General features: G+C 45.6%; 9 protein-coding genes. 7 read left to right on the top strand and 2 right to left on the bottom strand.

Annotated elements, in window-relative coordinates:
• Positions 1-96 precede the first annotated feature (96 nt).
• The 5 genes from M2470_RS12460 to M2470_RS12440 all read left to right on the top strand — a co-directional run bounded on the left by M2470_RS12460 (position 97) and on the right by M2470_RS12440 (position 8,179).
• Positions 97-1,164: an efflux RND transporter periplasmic adaptor subunit gene (locus M2470_RS12460; RefSeq protein WP_280745273.1), complete on the top strand. Its 1,068-nt coding sequence runs from the start codon at positions 97-99 to the stop codon at positions 1,162-1,164.
• A complete protein-coding gene (locus M2470_RS12455) occupies positions 1,164-4,292 on the top strand; it encodes an efflux RND transporter permease subunit (protein WP_280745354.1) in 3,129 nt (1,042 codons plus the stop codon). Before M2470_RS12460 ends, M2470_RS12455 begins: the two co-directional genes overlap by 1 nt.
• A 3-nt stretch (positions 4,293-4,295) precedes the next feature.
• Entirely contained in the window at positions 4,296-5,606 is a 1,311-nt protein-coding gene (locus M2470_RS12450; protein WP_280745274.1) for a TolC family protein, read from the top strand.
• Between the two features lie 443 nt (positions 5,607-6,049).
• Positions 6,050-7,129: a tRNA 2-thiouridine(34) synthase MnmA gene (mnmA, locus tag M2470_RS12445; RefSeq protein ID WP_280745275.1), complete on the top strand. Its 1,080-nt coding sequence runs from the start codon at positions 6,050-6,052 to the stop codon at positions 7,127-7,129.
• Positions 7,130-7,234: 105 nt separating this feature from the next.
• A complete protein-coding gene (locus M2470_RS12440; RefSeq protein ID WP_280745276.1) occupies positions 7,235-8,179 on the top strand; it encodes a ribose-phosphate pyrophosphokinase in 945 nt (314 codons plus the stop codon).
• A gap of 85 nt (positions 8,180-8,264) precedes the next feature.
• Here the strand turns inward: M2470_RS12440 and M2470_RS12435 are convergent, their stop codons facing one another.
• Both M2470_RS12435 and M2470_RS12430 read right to left on the bottom strand, forming a co-directional pair.
• Positions 8,265-9,950 carry an alpha-amylase family glycosyl hydrolase gene (locus M2470_RS12435; RefSeq protein ID WP_280745277.1) on the bottom strand — a complete coding sequence of 562 codons (1,686 nt, stop codon included), beginning with the start codon at positions 9,948-9,950 and terminating at the stop codon, positions 8,265-8,267.
• A 1-nt stretch (position 9,951) separates the two neighbouring features.
• Complete coding sequence (locus M2470_RS12430) at positions 9,952-10,818, bottom strand: patatin-like phospholipase family protein (RefSeq protein WP_280745278.1); 867 nt, start codon at positions 10,816-10,818, stop codon at positions 9,952-9,954.
• Between the two features lie 136 nt (positions 10,819-10,954).
• Between M2470_RS12430 and M2470_RS12425 the strand changes: the two genes are divergently transcribed.
• Both M2470_RS12425 and M2470_RS12420 read left to right on the top strand, forming a co-directional pair.
• A complete protein-coding gene (locus tag M2470_RS12425; protein ID WP_280745279.1) occupies positions 10,955-13,159 on the top strand; it encodes a sodium-translocating pyrophosphatase in 2,205 nt (734 codons plus the stop codon).
• Positions 13,160-13,207: 48 nt separating this feature from the next.
• Entirely contained in the window at positions 13,208-15,397 is a 2,190-nt protein-coding gene (locus tag M2470_RS12420) for a glutamine synthetase III (protein ID WP_280745280.1), read from the top strand.
• Positions 15,398-15,421 lie beyond the last annotated feature (24 nt).

The raw sequence follows: 15,421 nt of genomic DNA, 5'->3' as shown, positions 1-15,421 counted from the left end.
GAACATTTTTGACAACAAAACGAACAGCTAAGGCCTACCTTTTCTCTTTATTTTTGCAAAGTCTTCAATTTGAATCCATAACATGCAATTATGAATATGAAAAAGATTTTAATAGGGTTATTGGGCATACTTCCCCTCCTTTACACTGCTTGTTCATCCGGAAAAACACAACCGGAAACAATCGTTACAGTAAAAACCGACACAGTAAGAGTATACGGGCAGGAACTATCGGTTTCCTTCCCCGGCAAAATAAAGGCTGCAGCCGATGTAAACCTGGCTTTCCGGGTGAGCGGAACGCTTTTGCGTGTACCAGTAGAGGCGGGTACATACGTCAGAAAGGGACAATTACTGGCGGAGATAGATCCTAGGGATTATGAGATACAACTATCGGCTACTGAAGCGGAGTATAAACAGATAAAAGGCGAAGCCGAACGGATCATAGACCTTTATCAGAAACAAAGCATAGCGCCTAATGACTATGAAAAGGCAGTCTACGGGCTACAGCAGATCACGGCTAAGTACAATGCGCATAAGAATGCGCTACAGGACACCCGCCTGTATGCTCCCTTCAACGGCTATATACAGAAGCGCCTCTTTGATGCCGAAGAGACAATCAGCGCCGGATACCCGGTTATATCCATGATTAATACAGGCTCTCCGGAAGTTGAAATAAACATTCCTTCTTCCGAATATATGCGTAGACAGGAGTTTAATGAATATACCTGCGCTGTAGACATTTTCCCGGAGGTTTCTTTCCCGCTGGAGCTGATTGGTATTACGCAGAAAGCCAACATGAACCAGCTCTACACCATGCGTCTGCGACTAAAAGAGATTTCGGGGCAATCCTTCCCCACGGCGGGTATGACAGCTACCGTAACGCTCAACTACAAAGAGAAGGAATCGATGCTGACAGTCATTCCTTTATCTGCTTTATTTGGCGATAATGAGCACTCGGCTGTTTGGGTGTACAATAAAGAGAAACAAAGCGTATCTGCCCGGATTGTTAAGCCATTGGAGGTAAAAACAAACGGAACAGTCGTGATCTCCGAAGGCTTAAATGCAGGAGAGATTATCGTTACAGCAGGGGCTAACTCACTGAAAGAGGGACAAAGTGTAGAACTTCTTCCGGCTGTTTCATCTACCAATATAGGAGGCTTATTATGATGGATATAAGCAGTTGGGCGCTGAATAACAAAAAGTTGATTTATTTCCTCATTACCGTCATGCTGATAGGCGGGATGCTGGCTTTCGGCGATATGAGCAAGCTAGAAGACCCGGAGATAAAGGTAAAGCAGGCCATGGTAGTTACCACCTATCCGGGTGCTTCGGCACACCAGGTAGAGCTGGAAGTAACTGATTTATTGGAGAAGAATATCCGCTCCATGTCCAATGTGGACAACATCCAAAGCCGCTCCATGAACGATGTTTCGATGATTACCGTAGAGCTCGTGACTACTGTTCCTGACGGGGAAGTAGAGCAAAACTGGGACATGCTCCGGCGAAAAGTAAACGACGTACAGAGCAGCCTGCCCGACGGAGCAGGTACCTCACAGGTAATAGACAACTTCGGGGATGTGTACGGGATGTTCTATGCCATAACGACAGACGGCTTTTCCGATAAAGAACTGGGGGATTATGCCGAGATGGTAAAACGTGAAATACAAGATATTAAAGGCATATCGCAAGTTGATATTTACGGAAAAAAGAGCGATTGCATCAACATCGAACTGCTACAAGACCGCCTGGCTAACTTAGGGGTGCATCCGGCAGAGGTGCTTTCTACCCTGAACGGGCAAAACCAAACCATCTATTCCGGCTATTACGAGAGTGGCTTGAAGCGTATCCGTGTATCCGTAAATGACAAATACAGAAACGTAGAAGACATTGAAAACCTGCTTCTACAGGGGCATGAAGAAGATCAGTTACGCCTGAAAGACATTGCCCGGGTCTCCTTAGGGTATGAAGAGCCGGTACGGAACGAGATGCGCTACGACGGGCAACAGGCCTTCGGTATTTCCATTGCCGCTCAAAGCGGAACAGATGTCACCAAACTGGGCAAATTAGTGGATGCCAAACTGGAGACATTAAAGGAGACACGCATCCCGGCAGGGATTGAGTTTCATAAAGTATTCTATCAGCCGGAGCGGGTAAATTCGGCCTTGAATACATTCTTAATCAACCTAGTAGAGTCTGTCTTTATTGTTGTTTTGGTATTGATCTTCACGATGGGCTTCAAAAGCGGGCTTATATTGGGCTTCAGCTTGGTTATCATTGTATTCGGTTCGTTTTTTGTGCTGAATATATTCGATGGTACCTTGCAGCGCGTATCCCTGGCTGCTTTTATTCTGGCGATGGGGATGTTGGTTGATAATGCCATCGTGATTACAGACGGGATATTAGTTGATTTAAAGCGGGGAAAAGACAGGAGGGAAGCCCTAACCGCTATTGGACGAAAAACAGCTATTCCTTTGTTGGGAGCAACGTTTATCGCTATCCTGGCCTTCTTCCCGATCTTCCTGTCTCCGGATACGGCTGGGGTTTATGTTCGTGATTTATTTATTGTACTGGCTGTATCTCTACTACTCAGTTGGATACTGGCGCTCACGCAGGTTCCGATTGATGCGGACAGGCTATTGAAAACCAAGCCATCGGAAGACGGCAAAGACCCCTTCGATAATAAATATTACAGAGCTTTACGGAGTGTTTTGTCGTGGACATTGGGGCATAAAACCGTAACCATTATACTGGCTGTCATTCTGGTAGGCATAAGTGGATTCTGTTACCGCTTCCTTCCGCAGGAGTTCTTCCCCGACATGAACTACGACCAGTTGTATATCGAATACAAATTATCGGAAGGGGTAAACAGCACTCAGGTAAAAGAAGATCTGATTAGCATTGAAAAGTACCTCTTAAACAGAGACGACATCAAGCATGTAACTACCTCAATCGGAGGCACGCCCAGCCGTTACAACCTGGTGCGCAGCATAGCCGATCCCTCCCTCTCGTATGGCGAGTTGATTGTAGACTACACCTCTCCTAAGGCCTTGGTATCTACGATGGAAGAGATACAAACCTACCTGAGCAGGCAGTATCCGGATGCTTATGTGCGTTTGAAGCGCTACAACCTGATGTACAAAAAATATCCGATAGAGGTACAGTTCAGTGGTCCAGACCCAGCTGTATTGAAGCAGTTGACAGCTCAGGCAGAAGCCATTATGAACGAAAGTCCGCTTGCTATGCTGGTACGGAACGACTGGGAGCCGGAAACGCCTGTCCTGATGATAGACTACAACCAGCCCATCGCCCGGAATATCGGGCTAAGCCGCTCAGACGTAGGCTTATCTGTCCTTTCGGCCACCGGAGGGATCCCGACAGGTACTTTCTTTGAGGGAAAACACCGGCAAACCATCTACCTGAAATCGGTTGACGCAGAAGGCAATCCCGTGGAATCATTAGATAACACACCGATATTCAGCATGATTCCGCCGCTGCAACAGATTGATAAACAAACCTTGGAAGGCCTTATCACCGGAAGTATTTCGGAAGAAGACCTGCTGGCAAGTATGCTACGTACTGTCCCCCTCAGCCAGGCCAGCAACGGCATCAAGCTAAAATGGGAAGACCCTGTAGTCGTGCGGTATAACGGCCAACGAGCCATGCGCGCACAATGCAATACGGCCTTTGGAAACGGAGCTGAAAAAGTGCGCCAGAGCATCAAAGAAGAGATTGAAGCCATCCCGCTTCCGGCAGGTTATTCGCTGCAATGGGAGGGCGAATACAAGGCCAGCAGCCAAGCAACGACCTACCTCTTCAAGAATTTCCCACTGGCTATTATCCTGATGATTGCCATCCTGATTATGCTCTTTAAAGACTATCGGAAGCCGGCTATCATCTTCTGCTGTATCCCTTTGATCTGCGTAGGTGTAGTGGCAGGTATGTTACTCTCCGGCAAGTCCTTTGGCTTTGTGGCGATTGTAGGGGTATTGGGCTTGATAGGTATGATGATTAAAAACGGCATTGTATTGATGGACGAGATTACCTTGCAGATATCATCGGGGGTAGAGCCTGTTAAGGCCTTGCTCGACAGTTCTTCCAGCCGCTTCCGTCCGGTTATGATGGCATCCCTCACTACTATTTTGGGGATGATTCCGCTGATATCAGACGATATGTTCGGCTCGCTGGCTGTAACCATCATGGGTGGATTGCTGATAGGAACAATCATTACGCTACTATTCATTCCCGTGCTTTATGCCGTATTTTTTGGTATCCATGTCAAATCAGATAAAGAATAAGTCATGTCAACAAAACGTATCTATATAGTCCTGATATGCTGCCTGTTCCCCTTCCTGCTGGGGGCACAGCAGTTGCTCTCGCTGGAACAATGCCGCGAAATGGCATTGGCGAACAACAAGGAATCAGCCATCGCGCAACAAACACAGGAAAAGGCAGGCTACGATGTAAAGGCATATCGGGCTAATTTCCTTCCTATGTTCTCTGCCAATGGCACTTACCTGTTCTCTTCTTCCAAGTTTAAGAAGGATATCACCTTCCCGGCTGAGTTATCCTTTATCCCGGATATCCCGATTGAGTTAGGGCTGAACAACACCTTTATAGCAGGTGTAAGCGCCGAACAACCGCTCTATATGGGAGGGAAGATACGGGCGGCCTACCGTATGTCTACCATCGGAAAAGAAATGTCTGAATCAAACCGGGAACTCACTCGTACGGAAGTGATTATGCAAACCGATGAAGCCTACTGGACTTGTATCAAAGTACGCGAACTACACCTCTCGGCCCTCAAGTACAAAGAGGTGGTAGAGGAGTTGCTACGGAACGTAGAAAACGCCCGGGCAGTAGGCCTGAAGCAGCGGAACGACGTATTGAAAGTACAGGTAAAGCTGAATGAAGCCGAGCTGCAACTCCGCCGTGCAGAGAATGCCATCCGGCTGGCACGCATGAACTTATGCCACACCATCGGATTGCCGTTGAATAGTCCGGTTATCGTTTCCGAATCATTCCCCGAACCGACAAGTATAAACAGTGAGCCTACGGCCGATATCAGTCTACGTCCGGAATTTGAGCTACTGTCCAAGCAGATAGACCTCAAACAACAGGAGATCAAACTAACCCGTAGTGACTTCCTCCCCAGCGTAGGCGTAAGGGGCTCTTACAATTACTACGACGGCCTGAAATTCAATGGAGATAAGCTATTGGAAAAAGGCGGCTTCTCGGCTCTTATATCTGTCAGCATCCCCCTGTTTGAGTGGGGAAAAGGATATAACAAGGTAAAGGCCGCGCGGGTAGAAGAAAATATCGCCAAGCTCCGGAAGATGGATGCCGAAGAGAAGATGTCGTTGGAGGTAGCGCAAGCCATGAATGCCTTAGACGAGGCCTACTTAGAAACAGCGCTAACAGCTCATTCGCTTGAGCAAGCGGAAGAGAACATGAAAGTAAGCAAGAATATGTACGAAAGCGGCATGGAAACTCTGGCCGACCATCTGGAAGCACAAACCGTCTGGCAAAAGGCTAAAACAGAGCTAATAAACGCTCAAGCCTCCCTTCAGATCTGCAAAACAAGCTACCGAAAAGCCGCCGGAAAACTTTAACAAAAATATGTTCTATAACATACTTTTGTTAAACATCGTTAAGGCTTCGCATTTTTATGTCGAAAAGCTATGTTGCAAAACATATTTCACTTATATTTGCACTGTGTTTTTCATGGTATTAGATTTAAGGTTAGCAATGAAGATTGGTTGTCCGTGATGGATAACCTTTTCTTTTTTATATACTACTGATAAACGACTCACTCCCCATCCCTTTATTAATCGACAAAATCCTCAACAAAAAAATAAAAATTTGCGCTCGCATAAAAAAGTTTCACCTGCATGAGAATTTTTTCTCACGTGGATGAGAATTTTTTCTCATGCGGGTGAGAAAAGATTCTCATCCCAATGAAATTTTTCTCTTATCGGATGGTTTTAACGGAAGAATTCAGCTATTTCCGAGTTCTCATCAAAACTTATTATCTTTGTAACTCAAAACAAAAGGAATGGAAATTGCAGCATTGGTCTCAGGCGGAGTGGATAGTTCGGTAGTCGTTCATTTATTGAAGGAAGCCGGATACGAACCTGTCATCTATTATATAAAGATAGGAATGGAAGACAAAGACGGGTATATAGACTGCCCGTCGGAAGAGGATATTGAGATCACCTCTTATATTGCAAAAAGATACGGCTGCCGCTTTGAAGTGGTATCCCTGCACGACGAATACTGGGAAAAGGTGGTGAGTTACACCATCGACTCAGTAAAAAGAGGCCTGACGCCCAATCCCGACATGATGTGCAACAAATACATCAAATTCGGATGCTTTGAAGATCGCTGGGGAAAGGATTTCGACAAAATAGCCACCGGTCATTATGCCACAACTACGGAGATAGACGGCAAGACATGGCTCTCTACGGCAAAAGACCCACTGAAAGACCAGACCGACTTCCTGGGGCAGATCACAAACCTGCAGATACAAAAACTGATGTTTCCGATCGGCCATTTGATGAAAAACGAAGTACGGGCTATCGCTAGCGAACAGAAACTACCCAGTGCTCAGCGGAAAGACAGCCAGGGAATATGCTTTCTGGGGAAGATCAACTATAACGACTTCATCGAACGCTATCTGGGGAAACGGCCCGGAAAGATTATTGAGCTGGAAACCGGTAAAATACTGGGGAAACATAATGGCTATTGGTTCCACACCATCGGCCAGCGAAAAGGCCTAGGACTGAGCGGAGGTCCCTGGTTCGTAATACAAAAAGACATCCGGCGCAACATCGTATACGTGAGCAACGGATACGACCCGCAAACACAATACGGAAAGACAATCAACCTACAAGGGTTCAACTTCATAACAGAAGACATCTGGGGCGATTTCAGCGACGAAAAAGAAATTACATTCAAGATTCGCCATACCCCCGACTTCACCCCCGGCATCATCCGCCGGATCGGAGACTTGTACCGTATCGAGTCGGACGCAAAAATACAAGGAATAGCCCCCGGCCAGTTTGGCGTTGTATACGACAAAGATCATCATCTCTGCATCGGAAGCGGAATGATCATCCAGGAGAATAAAGAATAATGAATGTAGAATGAAGAATATAGGGTAAGGAATTTCTTATTGTAAATAAGTTTTGTAATTTTGCACTCAAATTTATCAATTTTTACGTTTAATTCATTCTCAACTATGAGCGCACAAACTCCTTTCCTATTATTCTCAGGGACGAATTCCCGTTATCTGGCCGAAAAAATATGCAGCAGCCTGGGTTGTACATTAGGACAAATGAACATCCAGAAGTATGCAGACGGTGAATTTTCCGTGTCGTACGAAGAATCTATTCGGGGAAGGGATGTGTTCCTTGTCCAGTCTACGTTTCCCAATTCCGACAACCTGATGGAGTTATTACTGATGATCGATGCTGCCAAAAGAGCTTCGGCGCATTCCATCATTGCTGTTATTCCATACTACGGATGGGCTCGTCAAGACAGAAAAGACAAGCCGCGTGTTTCCATCGGAGCCAAACTTATAGCCGACATGCTCAGCACAGCGGGTATAGACCGGCTGATAACTATGGATTTACATGCCGACCAGATACAAGGTTTCTTCGATGTACCGGTTGACCACTTGTATGCCTCTTCCGTATTCCTAGAATACATAAAAAACGAATTGCCTCTCAACAACTTAATAATTGCAACACCCGATGTAGGCGGAACCAAGCGGGCAAGCAGCTACTCCAAATACCTGGGCGTACCGATGGTTATCTGTCATAAATCACGCCTGCGTGCCAATGAGGTAGCCGAAATGCGCATCATCGGAGATGTAGAAGGATTGGATGTATTGTTGCTTGACGATATTGTAGATACTGCAGGTACCATCACCAAAGCAGCCGACCTGATGTTGGCCAACGGAGCCAAATCCGTTCGCGCCATAGCCAGCCACGCTGTAATGTCAGACCCAGCCTCTACAAGCGTTGAACAGTCGGCACTTACCGAAATGATATTTACCGACTCTATCCCCTATTCTAAAAAATGTGCTAAAGTAAAGATACTATCAGTAGCCGACATGTTTGCCGAAGCGATCCGTCGCGTATGTAACGACGAATCCATCAGCTCACTTTATGCTATAAAATAATAGAAAAGCTGTTTACTGGTAAGGGGTATGTAGCAAGGGGTAAGTTCCTAACTACATACCCCTTACTACATGCTACATGAAATTTTCAATACGAAAATTTCAGTATTTGCCCCCCGTAGGGAGGAAGGTTTATTTGGTATGGAACAGCTGTAGTTAATGTACTAATTGCTTCTTCACCGATAAGCAAATTTATTACTTTCGCAGCTTTATTGTCCTCTATTTCCAGATAATCAAAGGCAGCTTGTGGTATATTGACACATACGTTTTGTTCCGTATCGTCGAAATTCACAACAATAAGCGCCACTTCATTTTTGTATTTCCGCATATAAGCAAACTGTCGGTCCGGATTAAAGCGGGAGTTATCCATATTTACATACATCAGATCATAGAACTGCCCTTGGGTAAAGACCGCTTCTTTTTGAGCCATACAAAGCAAACGGGCATATTGTTTGCGTAACCTCTTTTGCTCTTCTGTTGGTTGGTATTGCTTAAAAGTGCTATGATGATTGACCCAGTTACGCACATTCGTCATACTCCAATAGTCAAAGATAGTAGTCCGTCCGTCACGTCCGCTAAAACCTTCGTCATCCATTCCAGCTTCGCCCAGTTCCTGTCCGTTATAAATCATAACCGGACACGTACTAATGGTAGCAGCAACAATCATTCCGGGATAACCGGCAAAGGGGTTACCTGCAAAGAAATCAGACGCAATACGCTGTTCGTCATGATTTTCAAGGAAGTTCAGCATGTGATCCTGAATACCCTCAACCGCCTGCCAGGTTCTTGTAATATTCGAGGCCGGCGCCTGTTTTTGAATAACAGCACGTAGCGTATCATATAAACCTACTTTGTCGTACAAATAATCAAACTGTCCTCTGCTAAGGAAGTTTCTGTAGGCTGAAGGATTATATATCTCAGCGATAAACAACACCTTATACTCCTTTTTAACTTCAGGAATCGCCCAATTCCAAAATTCAACAGGAACCATCTCTGCCATATCGCAGCGGAAGCCATCAATGCCTTTAGCAGCCCAGAATTTCAGGATATCCAACATCTTTTTCCATGTATTCGGAATAGGATCAAAATGAGTACTTCCTCCGTTCCGAAAGTCGACTCCATAATTCAACTTGACGGTCTCGTACCAGTCGTCAGCATTGGGATGTGCATCAAAACGATTGTTTCCCGTTGCTTTAGCCGGGAACTCCGCATATACAAAGTCCTCATGCTGAGCTCCGAAGTAGATATCCAAGGTCTGCCCTGGTATGTAGTAAAAGTTGTTGTTCACATCAAAGGCATGATTGGTGTTATCATGCTGCCCCAGATCCTCCACAAAGGGCGGCTTAACGTCGGAATGATACTGCCGGGCCACATGATTCGGCACAAAGTCGATAATTACCTTCATGCCGGCCTGATGCGTACGCTCCACCAGGCTTTCAAACTCAGCCATGCGGAAAGGAACATCATCGGCCAGATCCGGATCTATATCGTAATAGTCTTTAATCGCATAAGGCGACCCGGCTTTCCCTTTTACGATCACCGAATGATCCGTCCTGATACCGTAAGAGGAATAGTCCGTTTGCGTTGCATGTTCAATAACACCGGTATACCAGATATGAGTTATACCTAATTCTTTGATTTTTTCAAGTACCTGAGGGGTATAAGCCGAGAACTTCCCTACCCCATTCTCTTCCTTATTGCCATTGCGCACCAATACCTCATTTGTGTTGCCAAACAACCGGGGAAAGGTTTGGTAAATAATCATCTTATCCATGTCAACTATTTTTAAGTATTTTATTTTCTGATTTATCTTTCATACGTTCCTTCCTGGCCATAACGGCATTAACTAAGCTAACCATGTTTTGCTCCTGCAGGAAGGCATCAAAAGAATGAACAGCCGCATCATATCCGATCCTGGCTATCTGATCTACATTTTCAAGATCAAAGGTTTTATAATGTCCGGCATCTTTCATTTCAATCAGAATGTCGCACATAGTCCTATCCTCCAACGTATTGGCACGAAACATATAATGATAGGAACGCTCGGCAATCCCCCAGATCGTTTGTTTATACTTCTGGGCTATCAGCGGACTGGCGTTTACACCAATGATCCGTTCGCATTCTCCCCTGATATTGGAGACCGGAAAGTTTCGGAACAATCCTCCGTCTACATAGTATGTATCATTGATCTGTACGGGATTAAAGATAATAGGAATGCTGCAGGAGGCAACCACCGGCTCTATCAATGAACCTGTTCGGAACTCACGGCTTTCGCCTCTATCCAGATCCGTTGCTACCACGACCAAAGGGATTTTCAGTTCTTCAAATGTTCTGGCTCTCAGGTGTTGCTCCAGGAAATTAAAGAAGCGTTTATGATCGAACAAGCCTGCCTTAGGGATCTGTATACTGGCAAATTCGGAGAACTCCCTTCCGGTAAAGATCTTTTTTATCTCGTCTGACGAATAGCCATCGGCAAACAATACGCCAGCCAAAGCTCCGGCACTTGTCCCGGAAATAATATCAGGTATCAGTTCGCACTCTTCCAGAAACTTAAAGACTCCCAGATAGGTAAAACCCTTCGCACCCCCACCACTAAGAGCCAATCCTAATTTATACTTTTTCTGATTTCCCTTAACCTTCATACTCATGATGGATTTATCGTTTCAAAGATGCATTTTTTTATGCGAAAAACATAATTCTTTTAGAAAATGTTTGCCTTTTCTTTCATTTTTATCACATATTTATTATATTTACAAGCTAACATTAAATCTTACTGCTATGATCACAAATATCTTTTGGCTTATCCCAATAGCATCTATTCTGGCACTAGCATTTGCCTTTTATTTCTTCCGCCAAATGATGAAAGAAAGCGAAGGAACACCCCTCATGGCTAAAATAGCCCAACACGTAAGAACCGGAGCAATGTCGTATCTCAAGCAGCAGTACAAGGTTGTTGCTCTTGTATTTTTAGCATTGGTTATCCTCTTTGCCCTGATGGCCTTTGTGTTTCATGTTCAGAATGAATGGGTACCGATTGCTTTTTTAACCGGTGGTTTCTTTTCCGGGCTAGCGGGATTCCTTGGCATGAAGACAGCTACATATGCCTCTGCCCGTACGGCACATGCCGCCAGCAAGTCACTAAATAAAGGCCTACAAGTGGCATTCCGGAGTGGTGCGGTTATGGGCTTGGTAGTAGTAGGCCTGGGACTATTGGATATCTCGTTCTGGTATATCATATTAAATGCTGTTATCCCGGTAGAAGCCATGGATCCGACTCATAAACTGACAATCATAACTACTACTATGCTTACCTTCGGCATGGGAGCCTCTACACAGGCTCTATTTGCCCGTGTAGGCGGAGGTATTTACACAAAAGCAGCCGACGTAGGAGCCGACCTGGTAGGGAAAGTAGAAGCAGGTATTCCGGAAGACGATCCGCGCAACCCGGCCACCATTGCCGATAATGTAGGCGACAATGTGGGCGACGTAGCCGGTATGGGAGCCGACCTGTACGAATCTTATTGCGGATCCATCCTGGCAACTGCAGCTCTGGGAGCCGCAGCCTTTGTCTCTAGTGGAAGTGTAGAGCTACAATACAAGGCCGTTGTCGCACCTATGCTGATTGCTGCAATCGGTATTCTACTGTCCATCCTTGGCATCTTTACGGTAAGAACCAAAGAAGATGCGGGTATCAAACAGCTGTTAAAAGCTTTATCTTTCGGCACAAATCTGAGCTCCATACTGATAGCTATTTCTGCTTTTGGCATCCTTTACCTGCTGGGCATAGAGAACTGGGCCTGGATAGGGGGAGCCGTTATCATAGGGCTATTAGTAGGTATCGTCATCGGCCAATCTACCGAATACTATACATCCCAATCCTATAAACCTACCCAGCGCGTTTCTGAAGCCGGGAAGACCGGGCCTGCAACTGTTATTATCTCAGGGCTTGGCCTGGGCATGCTTTCAACTTGTGTACCCGTGCTGGCAGTTGTAGTAGGTATTATCTGCGCATTCTTGTTTGCTTCCGGATTCGACTTTAATAATGTAGGTATGGGACTTTATGGCATAGGTATCGCTGCCGTAGGAATGTTATCCACCCTTGGTATCACCTTAGCAACAGACGCTTACGGACCCATTGCCGACAATGCGGGAGGTAATGCCGAAATGGCTGGACTTGGACCGGAAGTGCGTAAACGTACCGATGCTCTGGACTCTTTGGGCAACACAACTGCTGCAACGGGAAAAGGCTTTGCCATCGGGTCAGCTGCCCTGACTGGTTTAGCGTTATTGGCATCCTACATAGAAGAAATAAAAATAGGGCTGATTCGCTTAGGACATACCCTTTTGGAGTTTGCCGACGGGCGCTCGATAGAGATATCCAAAGCCTCTTTTGTAGACTTTATGTATTATTACGACGTAACACTTATGAACCCCAAAGTGCTGGTTGGTATATTCATCGGTTCCATGATGGCGTTTCTGTTCTGTGGGCTGACAATGAATGCCGTAGGACGTGCTGCCGGAAGTATGGTAGAAGAAGTTCGCCGTCAGTTCCGCGAAATCAAAGGAATATTGACCGGAGAGGCCGAACCTGATTATGCCCGTTGCGTAGAAATCTCCACAAAAGGAGCTCAAAGGGAAATGATCCTTCCTTCTTTATTAGCGATAATCGCTCCTATCCTGACGGGTATCATCTTTGGCGTTACAGGCGTTGTTGGGTTATTAATCGGTGGTTTAAGTACCGGATTTGTATTGGCAATCTTCATGGCCAACTCAGGTGGAGCCTGGGATAATGCGAAAAAATACGTAGAAGAAGGTAATCTGGGAGGAAAAGGCAGCGAAGTACACAAAGCAACAGTTGTAGGTGACACGGTAGGAGATCCCTTCAAAGACACATCCGGCCCCAGCCTCAATATTCTTATCAAACTGATGAGTATGGTTGCTATTGTAATGGCAGGCTTTACCGTTGCATGGAGTATTTTCTAACATAAAATATCTATCTTTGTGGCAAGATAATTAATAAGAATCTGCCATATGTCAACTTTTCGCTTCAATGCAGTAGAGAAGGCCTCTAACCGCAAGGCCGTAGAGGCCATCATCCCCAGTCAGAAAGTTTCAGAGTATTTTGGAGAAAATGTATTTAACCGGAAAGCTATGAAGAAATATCTTTCCAAAGAGACATTTAAAGTGCTGACACAAGCTATTGACTCCGGCACTCCGATCGACAGGGAAATTGCAAATCATATCGCTGCAGGCATGAAAATGTGGGCATTGGAAAAAGGAGTAACCCATTACACACACTGGTTCCAGCCTTTGACAGACGGAACAGCCGAGAAGCATGATGCCTTTGTTGAACTCGACAACAATGGCGGCATGATTGAAGAATTCAGCGGAAAGTTATTGGTACAGCAAGAGCCGGATGCTTCCAGCTTCCCAAGCGGAGGCCTGCGTAACACCTTCGAGGCAAGAGGATACTCGGCATGGGATCCCTCGTCCCCGGCCTTTATTGTGGACGACACATTGTGTATCCCAACTGTATTTATTGCATATACCGGCGAAGCCCTGGACTACAAAACACCACTCATCCGCTCAATCGAAGCCCTGGATGAAGCGGCTAAAGACGTATGTAGCTATTTCAGCGATGAAGTAAACAAGGTAATTACATACCTGGGATGGGAACAAGAGTACTTTTTGGTTGACGAAGACTTATATTCCGCTCGTCCTGACTTATCGCTGACAGAGCGAACTCTTCTGGGGCACGAAAGCGCCAAGAATCAACAGTTGGACGATCATTACTTCGGAGCAATCCCTTCACGGGTTCAGGAGTTCATGAAAGACCTGGAAACCGAATGCTACCGCCTGGGCATCCCCGTAAAGACACGTCATAACGAAGTGGCTCCCAATCAGTTTGAACTTGCGCCTATCTACGAAGAATGTAATCTGGCAAACGATCATAACCAGCTGCTAATGTCAGTCATGAGACGGGTTTCCCGCCGACACAACTTCCGTATCCTGTTACATGAAAAGCCCTTTATGGGAGTAAACGGATCAGGTAAACATTGTAACTGGTCTCTGGGTACAGATACAGGAATCAACCTCTTTTCGCCCGGAAAAGACAAAGAAGACAACTTGCGCTTCATTACGTTTATCGTTAATACGCTAATGGCGGTTTATAAATTCAACTCATTACTGAAAGCAAGTATTGCCTCAGCTTCTAATGCATACCGTTTAGGAGCCAACGAAGCACCTCCCGCTATCATATCTTCTTTTCTGGGAAAACAAATAACCGAAGTGTTGGATCGTTTTGAAAACAGCTCTATTGACGATGCCATCGAGGTAGACGACAAGAAGCGACTAACCCTCGGTTTCGGACAAATACCGGAACTATTACTGGACAATACGGATCGTAATCGCACATCCCCTTTCGCCTTTACCGGAAATCGCTTTGAGTTTCGCGCCTTAGGTTCATCGGCTAATTGCGGTTCAGCTATGTTGGCATTAAACTCTGCCGTAGCCTTCCAACTCAAGCAATTCAAACACGATGTGGAAGCCTTAAAGACAAATGGTAAAAGTGAAGAAGTGGCTATTTTTGAAACATTAAAAGCCTACATCAAAGAATCAAAGCCCATCCGCTTTGACGGCAACGGCTATAGCGAAGAATGGAAAGAAGAAGCCTTACACAGAGGCTTGGATTGCGAGAACAGTGTACCTTTGCAATACGACGCATACCTGAAACCAGAAGTGATCGATATGTTTGGCAAAATGAAAGTATTAAGCGAAAAAGAGCTGGAAGCACGTAATGAAGTAAAGTGGGAAATTTACATCAAGAAAGTACAGATTGAAGCCCGGGTACTAGGCGACCTGTCGCTTAATCACATCATCCCCGTTGTAATCCGCTACCAATCGGTCTTACTGGAAACAATCAGCAAACTAAAAGCAACATTTGAAGATGCAGAATACGAAGAACTTTCAGCCGAACCGCGAAGACTGACACGAAAGATAGCCGGACATATCTGCGCTGTTACACGAATGGTAGACGAAATGGTAGAAGCACGCAAAAAAGCAAACAGAATAACCGACACGCGCACAAGAGCCATTGCATATCATGATACGGTAGCACCCTATCTGGATAGTATCCGTGAACACATCGACGATCTGGAACTAATGGTGGACAACCAGATGTGGCCACTCCCCAAATACCGGGAGCTGCTATTCATCCGATAAGCCTTAGCCGAATAACAAACTTAG

It is taken from the genome of Parabacteroides sp. PH5-46 (assembly GCF_029892785.1).
GTDB lineage: Bacteria > Bacteroidota > Bacteroidia > Bacteroidales > Tannerellaceae > DFXE01.
This window is presented reverse-complemented; position numbering and strand designations above follow the sequence as displayed.

Coding starts and splice junctions, on each gene's coding strand:
- M2470_RS12430 (WP_280745278.1), bottom strand. CDS start 10,818: ATGAAGGTTAAGGGAAATCAGAAAAAGTATAAATTAGGATTGGCTCTT.
- M2470_RS12420 (WP_280745280.1), top strand. CDS start 13,208: ATGTCAACTTTTCGCTTCAATGCAGTAGAGAAGGCCTCTAACCGCAAG.
- M2470_RS12435 (WP_280745277.1), bottom strand. CDS start 9,950: ATGGATAAGATGATTATTTACCAAACCTTTCCCCGGTTGTTTGGCAAC.
- M2470_RS12450 (WP_280745274.1), top strand. CDS start 4,296: ATGTCAACAAAACGTATCTATATAGTCCTGATATGCTGCCTGTTCCCC.
- M2470_RS12455 (WP_280745354.1), top strand. CDS start 1,164: ATGGATATAAGCAGTTGGGCGCTGAATAACAAAAAGTTGATTTATTTC.
- M2470_RS12460 (WP_280745273.1), top strand. CDS start 97: ATGAAAAAGATTTTAATAGGGTTATTGGGCATACTTCCCCTCCTTTAC.
- M2470_RS12425 (WP_280745279.1), top strand. CDS start 10,955: ATGATCACAAATATCTTTTGGCTTATCCCAATAGCATCTATTCTGGCA.
- mnmA (WP_280745275.1), top strand. CDS start 6,050: ATGGAAATTGCAGCATTGGTCTCAGGCGGAGTGGATAGTTCGGTAGTC.
- M2470_RS12440 (WP_280745276.1), top strand. CDS start 7,235: ATGAGCGCACAAACTCCTTTCCTATTATTCTCAGGGACGAATTCCCGT.